The organism is Shewanella sp. MF05956, assembly GCF_059758055.1.
Genome location: NZ_JCAYNV010000001.1, coordinates 371,715 through 391,360, shown reverse-complemented (window position 1 = coordinate 391,360; position 19,646 = coordinate 371,715). Strand labels below are relative to the sequence as shown.

General features: G+C 45.8%; 27 protein-coding genes. All 27 read left to right on the top strand.

Going from position 1 to position 19,646, the window contains the following annotated elements; translation table 11 throughout:
• Positions 1-486, top strand: a complete 486-nt coding sequence (locus AC19MX_RS01640; protein ID WP_498296376.1) for a phage regulatory CII family protein — start codon at positions 1-3, stop codon at positions 484-486.
• A 328-nt stretch (positions 487-814) separates the two neighbouring features.
• Positions 815-1,639, top strand: a complete 825-nt coding sequence (locus tag AC19MX_RS01635) for a hypothetical protein (RefSeq protein WP_498296374.1) — start codon at positions 815-817, stop codon at positions 1,637-1,639.
• A complete protein-coding gene (locus tag AC19MX_RS01630; RefSeq protein ID WP_498296373.1) occupies positions 1,590-2,303 on the top strand; it encodes a replication protein P in 714 nt (237 codons plus the stop codon). Before AC19MX_RS01635 ends, AC19MX_RS01630 begins: the two co-directional genes overlap by 50 nt.
• Positions 2,281-2,559 carry a hypothetical protein gene (locus tag AC19MX_RS01625; protein ID WP_498296371.1) on the top strand — a complete coding sequence of 93 codons (279 nt, stop codon included), beginning with the start codon at positions 2,281-2,283 and terminating at the stop codon, positions 2,557-2,559. Before AC19MX_RS01630 ends, AC19MX_RS01625 begins: the two co-directional genes overlap by 23 nt.
• Positions 2,556-3,008: a hypothetical protein gene (locus AC19MX_RS01620; RefSeq protein WP_498296369.1), complete on the top strand. Its 453-nt coding sequence runs from the start codon at positions 2,556-2,558 to the stop codon at positions 3,006-3,008. The genes AC19MX_RS01625 and AC19MX_RS01620 overlap by 4 nt, the downstream gene beginning before the upstream one ends.
• Positions 2,998-3,477 carry a hypothetical protein gene (locus AC19MX_RS01615; protein ID WP_498296367.1) on the top strand — a complete coding sequence of 160 codons (480 nt, stop codon included), beginning with the start codon at positions 2,998-3,000 and terminating at the stop codon, positions 3,475-3,477. The genes AC19MX_RS01620 and AC19MX_RS01615 overlap by 11 nt, the downstream gene beginning before the upstream one ends.
• A 3-nt stretch (positions 3,478-3,480) precedes the next feature.
• Positions 3,481-4,059, top strand: coding sequence for a hypothetical protein (locus AC19MX_RS01610; protein WP_498296365.1), 579 nt, complete (start codon positions 3,481-3,483; stop codon positions 4,057-4,059).
• 114 nt (positions 4,060-4,173) lie between these two features.
• Positions 4,174-4,353: a hypothetical protein gene (locus tag AC19MX_RS01605; protein WP_498296364.1), complete on the top strand. Its 180-nt coding sequence runs from the start codon at positions 4,174-4,176 to the stop codon at positions 4,351-4,353.
• Positions 4,354-4,601: 248 nt separating this feature from the next.
• Positions 4,602-4,832: a hypothetical protein gene (locus tag AC19MX_RS01600; RefSeq protein WP_498296362.1), complete on the top strand. Its 231-nt coding sequence runs from the start codon at positions 4,602-4,604 to the stop codon at positions 4,830-4,832.
• A gap of 146 nt (positions 4,833-4,978) precedes the next feature.
• Positions 4,979-5,542, top strand: a complete 564-nt coding sequence (locus tag AC19MX_RS01595) for a Gp49 family protein (RefSeq protein ID WP_498296360.1) — start codon at positions 4,979-4,981, stop codon at positions 5,540-5,542.
• A gap of 5 nt (positions 5,543-5,547) precedes the next feature.
• On the top strand, positions 5,548-6,021 hold the full coding sequence (locus AC19MX_RS01590; protein ID WP_498296358.1) for a lysozyme: 474 nt from the start codon (positions 5,548-5,550) through the stop codon (positions 6,019-6,021).
• A complete protein-coding gene (locus AC19MX_RS01585) occupies positions 6,014-6,451 on the top strand; it encodes a hypothetical protein (RefSeq protein ID WP_498296427.1) in 438 nt (145 codons plus the stop codon). The genes AC19MX_RS01590 and AC19MX_RS01585 overlap by 8 nt, the downstream gene beginning before the upstream one ends.
• On the top strand, positions 6,354-6,605 hold the full coding sequence (lysC, locus tag AC19MX_RS01580; RefSeq protein WP_498296425.1) for an Rz1-like lysis system protein LysC: 252 nt from the start codon (positions 6,354-6,356) through the stop codon (positions 6,603-6,605). Before AC19MX_RS01585 ends, lysC begins: the two co-directional genes overlap by 98 nt.
• Positions 6,589-6,843, top strand: coding sequence for a phage holin family protein (locus AC19MX_RS01575; protein ID WP_498296356.1), 255 nt, complete (start codon positions 6,589-6,591; stop codon positions 6,841-6,843). Before lysC ends, AC19MX_RS01575 begins: the two co-directional genes overlap by 17 nt.
• On the top strand, positions 6,833-7,390 hold the full coding sequence (locus AC19MX_RS01570) for a terminase small subunit (protein ID WP_498296354.1): 558 nt from the start codon (positions 6,833-6,835) through the stop codon (positions 7,388-7,390). Before AC19MX_RS01575 ends, AC19MX_RS01570 begins: the two co-directional genes overlap by 11 nt.
• 1 nt (position 7,391) lies before the next feature.
• Entirely contained in the window at positions 7,392-8,894 is a 1,503-nt protein-coding gene (locus AC19MX_RS01565) for a hypothetical protein (RefSeq protein WP_498296352.1), read from the top strand.
• Positions 8,895-8,899: 5 nt separating this feature from the next.
• Positions 8,900-11,110, top strand: a complete 2,211-nt coding sequence (locus AC19MX_RS01560) for a portal protein (RefSeq protein WP_498296351.1) — start codon at positions 8,900-8,902, stop codon at positions 11,108-11,110.
• Positions 11,110-11,310 (top strand): hypothetical protein, encoded by a 201-nt coding sequence (locus tag AC19MX_RS01555; protein WP_498296349.1) that lies wholly within the window; start codon positions 11,110-11,112, stop codon positions 11,308-11,310. Before AC19MX_RS01560 ends, AC19MX_RS01555 begins: the two co-directional genes overlap by 1 nt.
• Before the next feature lie 89 nt (positions 11,311-11,399).
• Positions 11,400-12,299: a hypothetical protein gene (locus AC19MX_RS01550; RefSeq protein WP_498296347.1), complete on the top strand. Its 900-nt coding sequence runs from the start codon at positions 11,400-11,402 to the stop codon at positions 12,297-12,299.
• 12 nt (positions 12,300-12,311) lie between these two features.
• Positions 12,312-13,322, top strand: a complete 1,011-nt coding sequence (locus AC19MX_RS01545) for a N4-gp56 family major capsid protein (protein WP_498296345.1) — start codon at positions 12,312-12,314, stop codon at positions 13,320-13,322.
• Between the two features lie 60 nt (positions 13,323-13,382).
• Positions 13,383-13,895, top strand: a complete 513-nt coding sequence (locus tag AC19MX_RS01540; RefSeq protein WP_498296344.1) for a hypothetical protein — start codon at positions 13,383-13,385, stop codon at positions 13,893-13,895.
• An 11-nt stretch (positions 13,896-13,906) separates the two neighbouring features.
• Entirely contained in the window at positions 13,907-14,551 is a 645-nt protein-coding gene (locus AC19MX_RS01535; RefSeq protein WP_498296342.1) for a phage adaptor protein, read from the top strand.
• Entirely contained in the window at positions 14,551-16,143 is a 1,593-nt protein-coding gene (locus AC19MX_RS01530) for a hypothetical protein (protein ID WP_498296341.1), read from the top strand. Before AC19MX_RS01535 ends, AC19MX_RS01530 begins: the two co-directional genes overlap by 1 nt.
• 9 nt (positions 16,144-16,152) lie before the next feature.
• The gene (locus AC19MX_RS01525; RefSeq protein ID WP_498296339.1) at positions 16,153-16,803 is read left to right on the top strand and encodes a hypothetical protein; all 651 of its coding nucleotides are present in this window, start codon (positions 16,153-16,155) and stop codon (positions 16,801-16,803) included.
• A 2-nt stretch (positions 16,804-16,805) separates the two neighbouring features.
• A complete protein-coding gene (locus AC19MX_RS01520; protein ID WP_498296338.1) occupies positions 16,806-17,282 on the top strand; it encodes a hypothetical protein in 477 nt (158 codons plus the stop codon).
• On the top strand, positions 17,272-18,207 hold the full coding sequence (locus AC19MX_RS01515; protein WP_498296337.1) for a hypothetical protein: 936 nt from the start codon (positions 17,272-17,274) through the stop codon (positions 18,205-18,207). Before AC19MX_RS01520 ends, AC19MX_RS01515 begins: the two co-directional genes overlap by 11 nt.
• Positions 18,204-19,553: a hypothetical protein gene (locus tag AC19MX_RS01510; protein WP_498296335.1), complete on the top strand. Its 1,350-nt coding sequence runs from the start codon at positions 18,204-18,206 to the stop codon at positions 19,551-19,553. Before AC19MX_RS01515 ends, AC19MX_RS01510 begins: the two co-directional genes overlap by 4 nt.
• Positions 19,554-19,646 lie beyond the last annotated feature (93 nt).

Here is a 19,646-nt window from a genome sequence, read left to right as displayed (position 1 = left end):
ATGTTCTTTAGTAAAAAAGACACGCGAAAAGGATCTGATTGTTCGCAAGACCCATTTTTAGCGGCGGCATCATTAATTGATGAGCACAACATTTCAAACATTGCTAGGCACATGGGGAAGAACCCCAAAACCTTGCTGGCAAAGTTAAATAACGATAGTGATTTTCATCAATTAAACCTCGGTGAAGCCATCGCTATAACCAACATCACCGGCGACAAGAGAATACTTAAAGCCTGGGCTCGCTCACTTGGTTTTATTTTGGTTGAAGAACCCGACTCAAGCGGCGTAACGGATGACGAGTTTTCAGATCTCTTACTAAAACTTCAATCTCAACTGGGGAACTTGAGCATGGTGATATTGGGGGCCAGATCTGACGGCATTATCACTCAAGAAGAATACATTGATATTCACCGCAATACAGTTAATTCAATCCAAACGATCTACCAGTTAGATGAAGTTATCAAGTCACAAGTCAGGGCGGGGTAAGTAGATGAATAACGTCACAACAATGACTACCGCCGAAATAAGAAAAAAGCTATTGGGAATGCTAGCCGAGTACGGCGCATTAAAGGCGTTCTGCAATAAGCACGACCTTAGGTACAACTATGTATACCGTGTGGCCAAGGGTTCAATCGTTAACTTATCGCATAGTAAAGCGATTGAGATCAGCAATGCGCTTAACCATAAGTAAAGCCTTATCGAAAGGCTTTGCCAAAGGCTTAACGAAAGCCTTTGGCTTGGGGTGGATATGAGTAGATATAGAAAGATAGAAGTCAGAACGTGGTCTGACGAAAAGTTCAGGAACCTAACGCCAATGCAGCCAAGCGGTCAGGCTCTTTGGTTTTTCTTGCTGACAGGACCGTTTACTGGACCGATACCTGGAATGTTCAGGGCGGGTAAAGCAGCTATGGCTGAGGAACTAGGGTGGTCAATCGAAGCCTTTGACGAAGCCTTTCGGGAAGCCTTAACGCAAGGGATGGTTAGAGCTGACTTTAACGCTAAATTCGTGTGGCTACCGAATGCTATTAAGCATAACAAACCAGAGTCACCAAACGTTGTAAGAAGTTGGGGTAAAGAGTTTGATTTGCTCCCTGAATGCGACCTAAAGACTGCAGCACTTATCGAGCTAAAAGCCTTTGTTGACGGGCTTAGTGCAGCATACAAGAAAGCCTTTGACGAAGCCTTTCGGGAAGCCTTAAAGAAGCCTTTGCCAAAGACTATGCCTAATCAGGAACAGGAACAGGAACAGGAACAGGATAAAGATCAACAACGGGGAATTAAAAAATTTGAGTTAGAAATTCAAACTTCTGGCAATAACAATTTTTTAGTGACTGACGATCTTGTTAGCAGCTTGGAAAGGTTTTATCCGGCACTAGACGTTGAGCAGCAGCTTAGAAACATTGCAGGGCATTTTCATGCAAGACCTGACGAGCTAAGACCGAGAACCAAGATCACCCAATTCATTCACTCATGGATGCAGAACCGAGCTAACCAGGTTAGCCAAGGGCAAAGTGAGAACGACGACCCATTGGGGTTGAATGATACATCTTGGGCTGAAAATTTAGTTTTTGATGAAAGTGGAGGTGTTTATGCGAAATCAAACTGGAACAATTCAATCACTGAAAAACAGCACGATTGAATACATCGAACAAGCCGCCCAAAAGCAGCGCCCAGCGATAAGCGTAAGTCCTAACGGGCAAGTTGCTGCCGTAGTGAATGAAATACTACGCCAACTAATCAGCATTAAGCCGGCATGGAAGCAAGCAATGTCAGAGCCTGGCGCCATCGCAAGCTGGAAAGAGCAATGGGCAGTTGCATTTGCTGAGAACGGTATTCGCACCATCGCACAAGTTGAACAAGGCATTAAGCGCGCACGGTTAGACACGAACCCGTTTATGCCAAGCGTAGGCCAGTTTATTGAATGGTGTAACCCAAGCGCATTTAGTGAAACTGAGTTAATCGAAGCGTTCACTCGAATGATTGAACGTAAGAAGCCGCTCACAGACGTTGAACATGCGACACGGTTGAAATGTGGTTTTCAATGCAAGACCCAATTACCACAAGACAAAGCGTTCCGATTATTTGCTAGCTACATGAAAGTTTTCGCCGCTAAGCAAGCACGGGGTGAATACATAGCGCGCATCGATGTGCCGTTACTGCAAAACCATGCACCAAGCGCACGAGTTGATATTGAGAATGCAATTCAAGCTCGAACGCCAAAGACATTGATTGAAGCACGGATGCAAAAGTTAAGACTGAAAGCGAGAGAGGCTAAGAACCATGGCGCTCAAGCAACTCAGTGATGATGCACCTGATTTTTACTCGAGCATCACCGAAGTGAAAGCCACGAAGCCAACGGGTGTATTTCACGGTTACCCAAAGTTTTGGTACTCAAGGCGCGGCGAGGATGATGTGAAGTTTGTTATGAGCAGGATGCGCGTAATACCAGAGCATTTAAAAATAGAAGTATCGGACAAGTACGAGCAGCTTTATGCGCAAGGCAAAGGCAGAAAAGCGGCAAATACATACCTACACGAAACGGCGGTTAAATACAGATGATTATCGGAATAGACCCTGACTTAGTTAAAAACGGTGTGGCCATCGTTGAAAACGGCAAATTAATGGACCTAAGCGCAAAGAGCATGGTCGAGTTAATCAAGTTTATCGCTGTCGTGCAAAAGCGTGAGCCAAAGCTAACGGTAGCGCTTGAAGATGTTGAAGCAATTAAACCGACGTTCAAGAGACAAAGCGTAACCAAACTGTCAACAAAGCTTAAAGTTGCTCAAGACGTTGGCAAGGTGAAAGCCACAGCAAGGCACATAAAAGCGTTTTTAGATGATATGGGCGTGAATGTGGTCATGGTTAAGCCATTAAGAGGCACCGTAAAGGCGGCAAAATCAAACGCCATTGTGTTTAATGCGCTAACGGGTTGGAAAGGTACTAGCTCAGAAGATAAACGCGATGCTGCGCTTCTGGCGATGTTTGGAGGTGTTAAGGATGAAGCCTAGAAATATTGAGCGTGAAGCGGCGATAAAAGCAGACCAACTCACTTACGTTGATAAAAAACCGCACATTGACCAAAAGACTAAAAAATCATGTGGCACATTCGTTAGATACGCCAAAACAGGCAAGTGTGTTGCGTGTTCAAGAAGTGGTCCAAGAGGTACCGACTGCTTAGCGCCTGCCGGTGAACGATTATTACTGCGTGACACGCCAAAGGCTGAACGCATGGAAGTTGCGATAAGAACATACGTTGAAGAAGCCGGCATTAGCATCATGCGTTGCGCGTTTTTATTCAGTCTCAATAACCAGGATTTAGGGCTAGAACTTAAATCAAGAGGGTTAACGAGAGCTAGGGCGGGAAAGGAAGAAACCGCGCCAGCGCAATACATTGATGCGCAAAGAGAAAAAGCATTTAACAAAGCGATGCAGGCATTTGCGCCAAGCAGACGTCAATTTGAGTTAACTAGAGGGTAGCCCATGATTTCACTAGAAAACGTCTTGATGATGACTTGCATCAAAAGTCCTCAACTGTCTGCGCCAATGAGTCGCGGTGTATTCAGTAAAGAGGATGCGCTTGGCGTACTCGCCATGGTTCAGTCAAGGCATCAACTCGGCATGTTGGTCTTACAGTCTAAGATTGCCGGCGATGAAGCGGCTACTCGCAAAATCAACAGAACGGCATCGCTGTTACTGATTAATCGCGGGTTTGATGAAGTCATTGCGCGCGGCATGGCGTTTTTGGCAGCGAGAGAAGTGTGCGGAACGCCAAGGTGTGAGTTGTGTAATGGCACTGGTGAGCGGTTAAGTCGTCGCTATTCCAAGATGTTTGAGTGTCCAGCTTGCCATGGTACCGGCAAAATATTACTTACATCGGCTAACCTGGCGGCGCAATTGAGCGCGTTAACTGGCAAGGACATTACCAAGCGGGTATTTAGTGCGGCGTATTACGACGATTACATGGACATTATTAACGAATTGCATGTTGCTGAAACAGCGGCGTCGTATGCCATTCGTGAAGAACTGGAAGCAACGTTTGAGCAAGCGGAGGTAATTTAATGAGTGTTGGCACTGTGCACCTGCTATTTGGCGGGTTTATTTTGTTTTCATTGGCGGTTACTGCGCTGCTATGCGTTTTTATGATTGGTGCAAAACCAGATCAGGGAGGTCGGCATGGACGTTGATGTAAAAACAGAAACACCAGAAGAACGCGAGGCGTTCGAGAGAATTGAGCGCGAGCAGAACATTAGCGCCATCGCTGCGATAGTGCTTGAGTGTCAAACGACTAGCGCGACGGGTATAGCGACCAAGTTGCATGAAGCTGGTTATGGTTTGATTAAGTCAGTTAAGTGACAACTTTTAGAGGTGATTAGGGTCATTTATGAACAAGGCAATCATCATAGCCAGAAACAAGAGTGAAGCGGCCAGGTATGCGCAGTCAAATGGCATCGATGGCTTCTATCACGTTAGTAAGCCAGAACAATTGCGAGGCATCGAACGTGGTAGTTCTTACGCAATTACGCCTGAGTTCAACCACAGATTAAGCGGTAGTGATAGTCGCGAACTGGACGAAATGATTTTAAAAAGAGGATTAGTAAGTTATGAGCGAACTACAAATATCGGGTGAGTTAATAAACCAGGATAAATACGACGAACTTGAAGCGGCATATGAAGATGGTTTAACTGTTGGCGACTATCCAAATGTAGTTGTTGAATACGTTGAAGCACTAGAACAACGGTTAGAGCAAGCGCGCAGTGAAGTGTATAAGCTCAATAGCCAGGTGATGCTGCTTGAAGATAAAGTTAGGGCGCTCACAAAACCGGACTGTTGACTATTGCCTTAAATTGTTTATTATTTGTCTAAGCGTGGGTAATTGTCTTTACCCGCAGAAAAGCCACCTTAACCGGTGGCTTTCTTGTTTCTGGCCCTTGCAGCAATGCAGGGGCTTTTTTTATGGACTTCACGGAGAACTCCACAATGCCAAAAGTAACTAGCGATAAAGATATGCAAGCCGACTTTGAAAGCAACGGCGCAGTATACCCAAAGGTAAAGGTTGAACGTATCGACGAGCTAATGTCACACGTTAAGTATGACGTTCATGTTTGTCCTGGCACTACGACAACGGTTGTTACCGCCATGCTACCAATTGGACCTATCAACTTTACGCTATGCACTGAAATTATGGCATGTGTGGACCCGCGCAACTTCAATGCTGAAAAAGGTGCCAAGTATGGCATTGAGAAAGCGCAAGCTGTTGCAAAGAATAAGTTATGGGAGCTTGAGGGTTATTCGTTAGCTAAAAGCAGGTACGAGGACCCACTCAAGCATTATAATCATTGGCAACGAATGCTTGTTGAGAACTTTGATCTTGCAGATAAAATCAGCAATCTTGAATCATTCATCGAGTCAAATGAGATTTTTAAAGGGTTACCATCAGACGAACAAGATGATATGCGTTCGCAACTTGCGGCAATGAAAGTGTATCTTGGTATTCTTGAGTCAAGAATGTCACGACGAGTAGTTCACGCAAAACCGGCTTAATAAAGATGAACATCAGATCTCGCTTACTCGCCATCGGCTTTACAGGTGCCTTGCTTACTGGCGGCGTACTGATTGCTAACAGCGAGGGCGAGATATTAAGTACATACATCGATCCCGTTGGCATCCAAACCGCATGCTTTGGTCAAACTGGCCATAACATTAAAGTCGGCATGGTGTTCACCAATGAGCAATGCCTTGACTTGCTAGCATCAGATTTACGCGCGTTCGACAAGGAGCTAATGAGGTTAACGCCTCCACTTAGTGAGGGCGAACACGTTGCTTACCTTAGTTTTATCTACAACGTCGGGGCAGAAGCTTTTGGGGCTTCTACGCTTCGCAAGAAACTATGGTCCGGTGATCGTGTTGGTGCTTGCAATGAACTGACTCGGTGGGTTTATGCCAAAGGCAAAAAGTTACCTGGACTAATCAAACGCCGCTCAAATGAGCGGCTTTTTTGTTTAAGGGATCTCAATGTTTAACGACTTCAAAGCCACAGTGCTGTTATGTGCAGCCCTAATCATGGGCCTAATGCTAGCCGTTGGTGCGCTTGGTATGCAGTCTCTTAAAGCAAAGAACGCAGCATTAAATGCTGAACTGGTTAATGCGCAGGTCAGTGTTAATGCGTTAATCAGCAGTAACGAAAATCAAGCGGCAGAAATCGCCAGGCTTGAGCGTGATAACAAGATAGTCAGCGACTTGAATAACTCACATCGAAAGCAAGTGGCCGATCTCGAATCGGCCCTTGGGCGCAAGCTAGAACGCGCTGAACAGTTAAGGACCTCAGAACATGAACCAACTAAAACTTGGGCTAATGCTGATTTGCCTAACGATGCTTTGCAGTTGCTCAAGCAAGCCGATTGTAAAAGTAGTGACGCAAACCAAAGTGGTGTATGTCCTACCGCCAATTGATTGGCTGTTACTGTGCGACAACCCTAAATTCAACGGTAAAACGAACCTCGATTTACTGAATCATTCACTGAAACAAACGAACTCGATAGATGTTTGCAATACGAACATTGAGCGACTTCAAAAATGGCGGCAATCACATGAGCGTAACGACTGAGCTAGGAACACAAAAAATAGTCCCTGCAGTGTCTTACGTTGCGTCGTTTTCTACATTCTTGGGGAGTGCGCTAACAGTGAATGATATCGGTATCATCATTGGTATTGTGTGCGCCATCGCTACCGCTGTTGCTAACGGGATTTATCAGGCGCGTAAAAATTCGCGTGAGGAACGTCTAGCAGATCTGCAACGAGAGATATTGATTAAGCAGCTATCAAGGATTGAAGATGAGCGCTAAAAAATACGATTGGAGTTGGCACAAATTCACTGACCGAGAAAAGCTATTCGTTTTTGAATATCTCATTGATAAAAACATGACGAAAGCCGCTATTCGTGCAGGGTACAGCGAAAAGACTGCTGAGAAGATAGGCCACCAGGTTTATCACAAGGAACATATTAAACACGCTATTGATTGGCACCTTGGCCAGATGCTTGAAAAAATCGAAATCACCGCTGAACGTGTACTGCAAGAAATCGCTATGACAGCGTTCTTAGATCCGCGCATGTTTTTTGGCGATGCAAATCAGCTTAAAAATGTCAGCGAACTGGACGAGGCTAGCGCAAGAGGGCTTTCGAGTCTTGAAGTTGTTAGCTACACCACTGATGACGGCGACGTTGAATACACTAAAAAGGTTAAGTTTAACGACAAGATCAGGGCGTTAGAGTTGTTGGGTCGAAATCTCAAGCTATTCACTGACAAGATTGAAATAGCAGATAGGCCCAAAGTGATTGTGCGCGACTTCACCGGTCGCAACAAGAAAGCCAAGGCGCAGGAGTCAGAATAGTGTGTCAGAGCAAACGACGTATGAATTTCATGTTGCAGCACAAGGTAAGGTGCTTGAGCAATACATTCATGCGCGTGGCCGTAACACTCTTATTATGGGGCCAATTGGTTCTGGTAAGACATACGGCAGTGCAATGCGCGTGTTTAGCCAAATGTGCGAGCAGAAACCGAATCAGTTCGGCGTTCGTAAGACGCGCTTTATTGCCGTTCGTAACACGTACCCAGATCTTAAAGGCACAACAATCAAGGATTGGTGCGACCTGTATCACAATGAGGACTGTCAGTTAGGCAGGTTCAATCAGGACTTCCCACCAACGCATTACCTTGATTTTGATTTAGATGATGGTACCAGGGTAAAAGCTGAATTGGTGTTCCTGGCATTGGATAGACCAGACGCAGTAAGAAAGCTCAGGGGTTTGCAGGTAACAGGCTTTTGGCTGAATGAAGTCAAAGAGTTATCAAAGCCTATTGTCGATATGTGCGACGGTCGTCATGGCCGTTACCCGTCTGCAGCAGAGGGCGGTCCGAGTTGGCATGGGATGCTTGGCGATACTAACGCGCCAGATGATGACCATTGGTATTACGAGTTAGCAGAAGAAAAACACCCAGATGGTTGGACCTTTTTGCGTCAACCTGGCGGCGTGATTGAAGTTGTTAAGATGATTGGCGACGAGCGGATTATCGAGTGGCGCGCTAATCAAGATGCTGAAAACCTGGCGAACCTACCTGATGGCTATTACATCAAACAGGTACAAGGTAAGGATGATGATTGGATCAGGGTCAACCTGGCCAACGATTACGGCACTGTTTCAACCGGTATGCCGATCTACAAGGGGCAGTGGAACGATGTTTTACATACAACGTCGTTAAACCTACTGCCAATCAAGAAGCACGGAAAAATATTAATGGGGTTCGACTTCGGTCGTACTCCCGCTTGCATTATTGGTCAGTTAACACCACAGGGCCAATTGCGCATCATTCGTGAGTTTATCAGCGAGAACATGGGTATCCGCTCATTCATGGACGAGTTGATGCCAGTGCTACGCAGAGATTACCCCGATTTTAACAAGTCGGATTATGAAGCGTACTGCGATCCGTCTGGTATTGCTAAGTCAGGCAATGACGAGAACAGCCCTATTGAAATTCTCAACATGGAATACGGGATCACGGCTTACGGCACAACCAGCAACAAACCAGATAATCGATGGGAGTCGGTGCGGTTCTTCTTGAAAGGGAAAATCGACAAGGTTGTCGCGTTCCTGATGGGCGCACAGTGCAAAACGCTGCGCAAAGGGTTCAATGGCGGCTATCAATTGCGGCGCATTCAAGTGTCTGGTGATGCCAGGTACACCAGTGTTGCAGATAAAAACAAGTTTTCGCATCCACACGATGCACTTCAATACTTGTGCCAGGGCGCGCAAGGCGAAATCGATTACGCATCAACTGAAAAAATTAGGCAGACAGCCGCACAAACCGCTGCTGCTGACACACTAACGGGATATTAATCACGATGGCAAACGCAAAGACCAAAGAATACGAGCATGAGTATGACCCAGGCGATAAGCTCGATGTTTTAGCGCTGGATCTTGAGCGCAAGTTAAGCGAAACCATTGCTGATAGAAACACCATCGATACGCGCATGATTGAAGATCTGCGCAATTACCACGGCATGTATGATGAAAAGACGTTGGCAGCGATGGAAGCCAACGAGACAGCCAAGGTATTCATTAAGCTGACTCGCGCTAAAACCAATGCCGGTGAAGCGCAGTTAGTTGATCTGCTATTTCCCAATGACGATAAAAACTGGGGTATTAAGGCCACGCCCAAGCCTAGCATTGTCGATATGCTAAACGACAAAGAGACAGAGTTTAAGTTGGGTGATACAGCGTTTCAGCACGAAGATGGCACACCGGTAACGAACGCTGATGTGGCTGATAGAGTGCAAGAGCAAGCCAAAGCCGCTTGCTTAAAAATGGAAACGCTCATTGAAGATCAGCTTGTCGAAACCAAATACAACGCCAAATGCCGCGACATTATTCACGATGCATGTGTTGTGGGTACCGGTGTAATCAAAGGTCCGGTTGTATTGGGTAAGACTGATAGAGCGTATATCCAGGACAAACAAACCGGCGAGTTTATTACGGTTATCAAGCAGACGTTTGAGCCTGGCTGCGAAGTAGTGCGCCCTTGGGACTTTTACCCTGATATGTCGGCGTCGTCGATTGAAGAAGCTGAATTTGTATTTGAACGCCGCTACCTGAGCAAAAAGCAGCTTAGAGGGCTAGCGCGCAAGAAAGGATTTAAACAGGACCGTATTAACAAGGTTCTTAAAATGACGTCAACACAGACACAGCACCATAGCTCATACGTTGATGATATTCGCATCATGGCTGGATTGTCTGACACGCTGAACGATACGCGCTATGAAACATGGGAATATCACGGCCCAATACCTGCCGAAGTATTAGAGCAGCTTGAGGTGATTGAAGTTATCGACCCGAACGATGAAACCTATGTTGATGAATATGAAGCCGTCGTGTTTTATTGCGGTGGTGTAGTAATGGGCGCACGGTTAGCGTTAATGGACTACACCGAAGCGATGCCGTATCGCGTCTACAATTGGGAATTAGACGACTCAAGCATTTTTGGCTATGGCGTACCGCGCATGGTGCGTGACGAACAGGCGATTATCAATTCAACCTGGCGCATGATTTTAGACAACGGCGCGATTACCAGTGGGCCGCAGATTGGTGTTAACAAGAAGCTCGTGTCACCGCAAGACGGTAACTGGAACCTAAAACCGCGCAAGTTTTGGAATGTTGAGGGAACCACACAAGACATTAAGCAGGCGTTCACGACATTTGAATTTAACAGCCATATTAATGAACTGAGCATGATTTATAACACGGCTCGCGTATTGTTCGATGAAGTATCAGGTGTGCCAATGATACAGCAAGGCGAACAAGGCCAGGCAACGCAAACGCTTGGCGGTATGTCGATGCTGATGAATGCAGCAAACACAGTACGTCGCAACCAGGTTAAGCAGTGGGATGACTTCATCACTGAACCGCTAATCAAAGATTTCTACCACTTCAATATGATGCACAGCGACGATAACGACGTTAAAGGCGATTATCAGGTCGATGCGCGCGGCACTTCTGCGTTATTGGTTAAAGAGCAAGTTGGCCAGGCGTTAATTAATTTTATCAATATCGCGGGTAACAGTCCGGTATTTGCGCCGGTGATGAAGCTTAAAGCCGTTCAACTACTCAAAGAGTTTATCAACACTCAGGGCTTGCCTAAGTCTATCGTGCCGACTGACGACGAGTTAGAGAAGTATCAAAAGGAAATGGAAGAACAAAGCCAGAACCAGCCGCAAGATCCCGCCATCCAAATTGAAACCATGCGCCAACAAGCCGCACAGCAAAAGCATGAGTTTGAAATGCAGCTTGAACAAGCGAAAGCCGCGCTTAAACAAGCAGAAATGCAAGCTAACTTTGAGATTAAAGCGCAACAGATTGCAGCGGATATGCAGAACTCAGAACGCCAAGAGCGCATCGAGATCATGAAGTTGGCGCAGAACGAGAAGATCAGCAATGAGAAAATGCTCGTTGAGCTAGAAAAGGTCAAGAACCGCGCGCAGCTTGAGTGGGACAAGTTTATGGCTGAATTTAATATGAAGAAGCAAGCCGGTCTTACCGCTAACTACGGTCTTGAATAATGTTTAGTGTAACAAGTGATACCTGGGCCGCAGTTAAAAAGCAGCTACTAAAAGACAGGGCTGAATACCTAGAAGCATTAGCGATGGACAGGGACCAGGTTGAAACCGCTAAGTATCGTGGCCGTGTCGCAATGATTGACGAGATATTGAACTCGTACCCAAGATTATTAAAGCCTGGCAATGCGCCAGATGATGAATAGCCGCCAATAAGGGCGGTTTTTTTGTACCTAATTTTAACGAACCCACTCATTGCAGTGGGTTTTTTTATGACTGCAAGAGGCACTCAACTATGGAAAACCCAAGCAATGAGCAACATCAAAGTGACGAGAGTTACGACGATGAAGCAATCAATTTATTTAACGAAATCGCAAACGACTCTGACGACTCGAATAGTGATGAATTAGATGAATTGGATCATGGCGTTGAAGATGGCGACAACGAAAGTGATGAAGAAGCACCGGACAAACCAGCAAGTAAATCGTCAAGCGCAGACGAGGATCCCTGGGCTGCTGCACCTGAACACTTACGGACCCAATATCAACAACTCCAACAAAATCACCAACAGTTAGAGCAAGACCATCGCGCCAATTCAGGCCGTGTATCTGCATTGACCAAAAAGCTCAATGAAGTGCAAGCCGGATTAAAGCGCAATGAAACTGAAAACGGTGGTGACGCGAATAGTAAGCATGGATTGCCAACAGCCGACGACCTGAAAGGAAAAGATTTTTCCGAGGTTGAAGCCGAATGGCCTGAAATCGCCCACCTCATTCGCAGTGAAGTTCAACGGGCAACAAACACTTTTGAAGAAAAGTTAAAGCCAGTCCGTGAGCTAGAGCAACGTGAAGCGCAAAAGCAGGAACAAGAGTTTATTCAATCTCAGTTCCAGCGCCTAGAGCGTGTGCATCCCGATTATCTGCAGATCGCATCTTCACCACAACTGACGCAATGGTTAGCTACGCAGCCGCCATCCGTTCGTGAAATGGCAAAGAGTGATTTGGCAGACGACAACATTGCACTGCTAACGCTGTTCAAAACTCAACACCCGCAGAAGCCTGCAGCTCAAGGCCAAAAGGGTAAAGGCTCGTTATCAGACTATGCCGAAATCCCGCGCAAGGGCGCAGGTAAAGCGCATGGCGACTCTGATGACGTTGATCCAATCGCCTTATTTAATCAAATAACTAGCTCATAAAGGAGTCAAACCATGTCTAACAACTATGGTGATATTGGCGTGCGCATTGGCGTACACGCTGAAAAGAAAATGCTTGAACACGCTGAACCTATTTTGGTTCTTAATAAGCTTGGTGATCACAAACCTATGCCACGCAACACCGGTGAAGTGATTAAGTTCCGTCGTCCTGTGCCATTAGGTGCGGCGCTAACACCGATTGCCGAGGGCGTTCGCCCTGCCGCAACCAACTTCCGATACGAAGATGTACCGGCAACGTTGGCGCAGTACGGTGCCTGGATGGAGCTAACCGACAAGGTAGCCGATCTGCATGAAGATCCTGTGGGTTCTGATATGTCGATGATGGCTGGCGAACAAGCGGCAGAAACCATTGAGTTGGTCACGCACGGCAAGTTAATTGCTGGTACTAACGTGATCTACGCAAACGGTACTGCGCGCGCCGGTGTGAACACGCCGCTTAATATCCGTGTGCAACGTTTAGCGGTTCGTTCGCTAATGGCGCAGCGCGGTAAACGCATCACTTCTGTGCTGTCTGCAAGTACGCAGGTAAGCACTCAAGCGATTGAAGCTGCGTTCGTTGCTGTTTGTCACACTGACATTGTATCGAGCGTTCGCAAGATGCCTAACTTTGTGCCTGTTGCAAAGTACGGTAGCCGCCAGGTTATCTGTGCCGAAGAAATCGGTAGCGTTGAAGATGTTCGTTACATCGCATCACCGCTATTTAATGCTTGGGCAGATGTGGGCGGTACTGCTGGCACTACTGCAGTGTCTACCACTGGTACTAAAGCAGACGTTTACCCAGTGCTGTTTATGGCTGCGAAATCGTTTGGTTGTATCGCACTGAAAGGCTCTAAAGCAGCCGGCGGCGCGATTAAGCCAATGGTCCGTCAACCTGGTACCCCATCGCACGGCGATGAACTAGGTCAGTCTGGCTCTGTTGCTTGGAAAACCTGGTACACCGCAGTCATCTTGAATGACGCATGGTTAGTTCGCGGCGAAGTCGCTGCAGAAGTTGACCCAACTTAACCGCTACTTGTAGCAATCAATAAGGCCCCGTTTGGGGCCTTTTTTTTTGGAGAAAAAACAATGTCTAAGTTTTCGAGCAAGACCGCAACCAAGACCATGATTAACTACGCAAAAAAAGAGCTAGGTATTGATTTATCACACTTAGAAGATGATCGCGCTGAATTGATTGTGCAATTAAACCAAGCTGAACCTGGCATTTATGATACTGGCGACACGACTGATGGCGGTGGATCTGACACTGAACCTCAATCTAAAAGTGGTGATGTAAGTTTGCAAGGCGGCGGCAGTGGTACAGAACCAAAAGCTAAAGTGTTAAAAGCTGTCACGATTGTGATTAACGACGACGGTGATGAAAAAAGCGATAACTTTGTGCAAGTTGGCGTTAATGGCGTGATGCACCAGGTAATGAAAGGCGTTGAAGCCAAGGTGCCTGCAGGCGTATACGATGTACTGCAAAACGCTATCGAAACCAAATACACCACAGTGACAGACCCCGCAACAAAAATGAAGTCACTGAAAGAAACCAAGTCGAAGCGCTGGCCGTTCCAGGTTGTTGAAAAGCACTTTGAATAAGGCGGTGTAAGATGACTTTTTTAGAGTTGTGTAAGCGAGTGCATGAACAGTCGGGTATTTCTGGCAAGAGCCCAACGACAACCAGTAACCAAAGCGGTGTTTTGGCCAAACTTGTGTCGTGGGTAATTGATGCAGATATGGATATTCAGGCGCTGAAGAATGAATGGCAGTTTCTATGGCGTCGAGCAAACGCAACTCTAACGGCTGGTCAGCAGGTTTACAGTGGTGCAGCACTTAACATCACTAACCTAAATGTGATTGATAGCGTGTTCGTCGATAACGAGCAGGTCATTAGTGTGCCTTGGCAAGATTGGCTAGGCGACTTTGACCAACGCAACCAGGATCTTGGCTGGCCTCGCATCTTATCAGTGGACCCCACCGGTAACATTTACCTTTACCCCGTACCTGAATCGGATATGGCGATAAAAGTGAATTACTACACCGAGCCCACCGCGCTAAGTAATGACAGCGATGTAAGCCTTATCCCTGCTAAATACCATGACTGTATTGTGCAGAAAGCATTGATGTATTACGCGACTTTTGAAGAAGATATGCAGCTATACCAAATGGCAAGCGCGCGCTACGAAACGCGACTAACAGATCTCTGTAACTCGCAACTACCCATCATGGGGTTCGATATTAGAGGGTTAATCTAATGTCATTTACTCCCGCGCAAATTGACCTCAGAGGCGGCTTGAACCTGGCTGATGCCGATTCAAAGCTTAGCCCTGGGGAATGTAAGGAGCTAGTCAATTATGAAATCAATACTATTGGTCGCTATCAGCGCGTTACTGGTTTTGAACGATATGATGGTCAACTTTCACCAGCAGATACGCGCATCGTGGATCTGCCTGGCTACCCATTCGAGACAGATGAAGCAGCATTGGCGGCGCTCGATGTGGAAGTTGAAGCCAGACGAGCAGCTATATTACAAGTACCAGGAAGCGGCAAGGTCCTGGGCGTGTTCACGTTCGCGGGAATTGTCTATGCAATGCGAAACGATGTTAGCGGCAACGCTGCCAACCTCTATCGTTCGAGCGGTGCTGGCTGGCAGTTGGTTACTACACCAGCGTTATTGCCTGATGGTCAGCTTATTGTCAAACCCGCAAACTTTACCGGCAGCACGGCAACACTTGAAGTTATCGGTGTTGATGGTAACAATCCGGCTTTCAGATTTGACGGCACGACTTACACGCAAATTGTTGGTCCTATTACACCCGATGCGCCGACAAACTTAGAGATATTGCCGTCACAGGTATTACTGTTGTCGTATGGCGGCGGCTCATTTGTGTTTAGCAAAATAGGCGATCCGACGTCGTTTAGTCCTGTCGAGGGCGGCGGCGAAATTGCGGTATCTGATGACATAACCGAAATGCAAGTGCAGGCCGATAGTACGTGTGTGATTGGTTGTAAGAACCGCACTTACATGCTGTACGGTACAAGTAGCGCCGACTTTCAGCTAAAAAGCCTAAGCACTAAAGTGGGGATGCGTAAACGGACCGCGCAAAACCTGAGTGAACTACTGTTCCTGGACGACCGAGGCTTGACGATGTTAAGCCGTGTTCAGCAGTTTGGTGACTTTGCTCAATCAGCTATTAGCCAAAAGGTGCAACCGCTTATTGACCAGTACGCTGGCCGTGAAGTGTGCAGTGCTACGGTTAAGACTAAAAACCAATACCGCTTATTCTTTGAGGATGGTTCTGCGCTATTTTCAACGTTCGACGCAAACGGCGCGCCACAATTTAGCCAGGTTAACTACGGTGTGCCAATTGTGTGCGCGTATACATCAGAAAACGAAAGCGGTATTGAGTCGGTTTATGCAGGCTCAAGTGATGGCTACGTGTATCACCTGGATAAAGGTTTTAGCTTTGACGGCTTGGAATATGAAAGCTATTTGCTTACCGGCTTCATGAGCTTTGGCAGTCCTGAAACGAAAAAGAAATGGCACAAACTCGTTGTTGAGTGTGACAGCGTGACCGAAGTATTGCTGAACGCCATCGCATACCTGGACTACATGGATCCTGATCTGCCAGATGACGAACTGTTAATTGGCGCAGGCTCTAAGTGGGACTTATCCGAATGGGATGATGCTGTTTGGGGCGGTAGCTCTATCAGTTGGGCCGATATGTACATTGCTGGCGTGAGTCGCACAATAGCGCTTTACCTCAGTAACACATCAAGCAAGATGCCGCCGCACATTATCTCAACGCTATTTATCCATTCAAAACCGCTCAGCCGCAGACGATAAGGTTTATCAATGACAGCATTAACGCACTGGCAAGATACGTCACCATTTGTAATGCGCACGACTATTCGCGCGCAACCAATGAATACAAAAATGGGCGGGATCTCGGCAAACTTACAAGAAATCACCGCTAAGATTAACGGCTTTGTGATTAAGCTACCGGAAAATTTCACCGGTAACACTGAAATAGCCGAACAATCTTATGCCAATAAGCTGATTTACATTAACAAAGACGGCGATGTTGATCTGCTAGACAAGAACATCTTGCTTGGCCAGGCACAAAACGACATTACCATTATTGATGAAACGGCTAATGCACTGGCAATTAACGCTGATAATCATGGCCAGTTCTTCACCATGAGCTATGTCATGCCTGAAAATCCAACGGATGCAGAAAGTAAAATCATTGTCTCGGTTGGTAGCGGCTTGCGCACGGTTGACGGTGATTTAACCGCGATACCTGGCTCAATGGTTTATTTTACTAACAACTCAGATGCAGAGTTATGGCTAGCGCCTGATGAAAACCTAGGCATTACGATTGATAGTCCAGGCTTATTGCGCGCCTATGGCAAGCATTCAACTATCGCACTATTAGCTATCAGCAACACGCACTGGCTGTTGATGGGTGATGTGTATGTTAGCGACGTTGATGTAACGGGGTAGCTATGGCCTCACAAGCGCAAACGTTACTTGCTGTCATAGCTGGCTCGACAAGGCGAAAGGTTAATTATTGGGTTAGCAAAGCTTTGGTGAGTGGGTTGTATGAAAGCCAAGCTGGTGATAAAGGGTTTTCGCATATACCGGCAATAGCTAGCGGCAGTATTTTGACGGTAGTTAAAATAATTGATGATATTGATGAATCAGCAAAGTCTACATTGGCAATGCTTCATGCTGGGAGTATTCGCTCTGTCTTGAATGAATTGTCTGTAAACCCAGATATCGCAAAAACTTCAATTCCTACTATTGCAGGTGGAGTAATCAAAGGGTTAATTACAAATGAAAATCAAATGGACGCAGGCAAATCTTCCGTCCCTAGCATTCCATCAGGGAAAATACTTAGAGTAGTTGTAAATTCATCAGTAATCGATGCTGGAAAATCTAGCATACCAACATTATCGCACGGAGTAATATATGCACAGTAGCGCAATAAAAAGTAAGGGGACATTTAAAGTCCAAGTGTTTGATGCAAACATGAATGAGCGCACTAATAACCAAGGGAATATGCTTCTTGACTCGTGGCTGCTGATGATGAATAGCCATGATTCTTCGCCGCTATACAATATGGCGTGTGTTGTAGGTTCAGGGACTTCGGCAGTTACTGCATCTGATACGTCGCTTCAATCACCATTAGCCGCTAAGTATCCACACGACATAAGAGATCCAAAGTATGGATACAGAAGCGGTGACAACGTAATTTATGAGCTAGAACACGTTTTTAGGTTTGCTGCTGGGGATGTTGTTGGGAATATATCCGAAGTTGGCCTAGCTAATGGGGGGAACTCAAACCCTAGCCAACCTATTGTGACAAGGGCATTAATAAGGGACTCTAGCGGCAACCCAACAACCATATCTGTTAGTGCATCGGAGCAGCTAGTTGTTACGCATACACTTAAAATTACAGTGCCGTTTACCGTTGACGCTGTATCGTCTGTGGAGTTTAAAACAGGAGAGTTTACGACTATCACTGGTAGATTTGGTAACTCATATTTAAATACTTTTGATGATTTTGCGCTTGATTTCAACACAGGTTACAGTTGGATGAGTTTTAGGACTGGTGCAGGTGTTGTATTTGGTGTTGCAGGTGATAACACATCTGGTGGTGTAGAGCGTGGAGGTTTTTATAATGTATCCACAACCAAATCAACATTACCTAACTACGGTGGAATAAACTATAAAGTTACATTCCCTGTAGATACTGCTAACTACAGTGACATACATACTCTGCAGCTACCTATTGGACCTAATGGTGTTGGGTATAAGTGGTTATTTGAGCCAGCTTTAAGCAAAACAAGTAACGATATAATGGAATTAAACTTCGTCAGAAAATTTGAACGAGACGAATCATGATCCCAAACTCACCCAACTGGTCAGAACGCCAAGATATAGCCGCCTATCCAATGGTAGGCTTTGCCAAGCCCAATAAACCAACGGCTAAATCTAGTTTGTCACTAGGGCCTGAGCTAATCGGTGATAGTAAATCGAAACTAAACAGCCGCTATTGGGCTATATATCAGTCCGGCGCAGATGTTTTACTTGTTGGTGCGATTGGCAATGGTTGGGATAGTGCTACTGTACTGTTTCAAGAATCTGGTGAAATATCAGATATTGGCCTCACCTTTGACCAGTTAGGCCGCGCAATGGTGTTCTATCAAGTGGGTAATAATCTTTACCTGTTTTGGTATGACCCAACACTTGAGGCGCAAACGGTGGCGCTTATCTCTACTGGTACCAACTTGGAAGCGGGTTTTGATATTATTAGCAACACATCAGATCCCGACTCTGACGCCATGATATTTTACACTCGAAGTAATAATATTTACATGCGTATACAGCGGGACCGTTGGCAAACAGAATACCCTGAATCAATATTCCTTGGTGACGGCGTTACACCGGTAACAGGGCTTGAATTAGTCAGTTCAGGTATGCGCGTCGATAACCGCTTTCAAGTTGTTTACCGCTACAAAGACACAGGTTATAAACCGCCGGATCCTATCCCGCCAGTAGTTGTGCCAGATCCTCCAGGTGGTAGGTGGGAATATTCACTTTCAGGGTACGGCAGCAAGATTGATTTTGGTAAAAACATTTGGAAAGGCCAGGATGATGATTTATATGTAAGCTTCGATATTAGATCTATCGACTACAAGGCAAGCAAAGGCGAGGTGATACTGTTTAGTCAAAGCGAAAAAAACACATACAAAACAGGTCCACACGGTGATGGCTCTAGTCTTATTGTCTCCGTTAATACTTCGGATTACCGTTCGATAACAGTTATCTTGGGAGGGGTAAAAACTGAGTGTTTTCTATCTTACAAAATACAACCGGCAACGTGGGTGTTTAATTTTTACCGCCGTAATGGTAAATATTACTTGCTGGTTCTATTAAAGTATAGAAATGACCCCGCTTATTTTACTAGCGGATACAGCGCCCTATCTGTTGGAAATTCTGTTGAACCAAATGCGACTTTTGTGTTTGGGGGGAACGCTGATAAAAAGCAGTCTAATAATTTCAGGGGATCTTTATCAGATATGTTTGTTTCTTATGGAGATAAGATTGCTAAATGCTTTTTTGACAAGAAACCATTAATGAATAACGACCTAACGCCGATTTACGATAATGACGGCATAACTCAAATAGGCGAAGCAAGGGTTTATGACTATAGACCTGATAGCTGGACTTATAAAGGTTTTACTTAATCACTTTATTGCAATTTGCCTTAAAACGTTTATTATTTCTACATAGTAGGCGTTTTACCCTTTCCTGCGTTACTTTTCTCCAAATCACTTAAC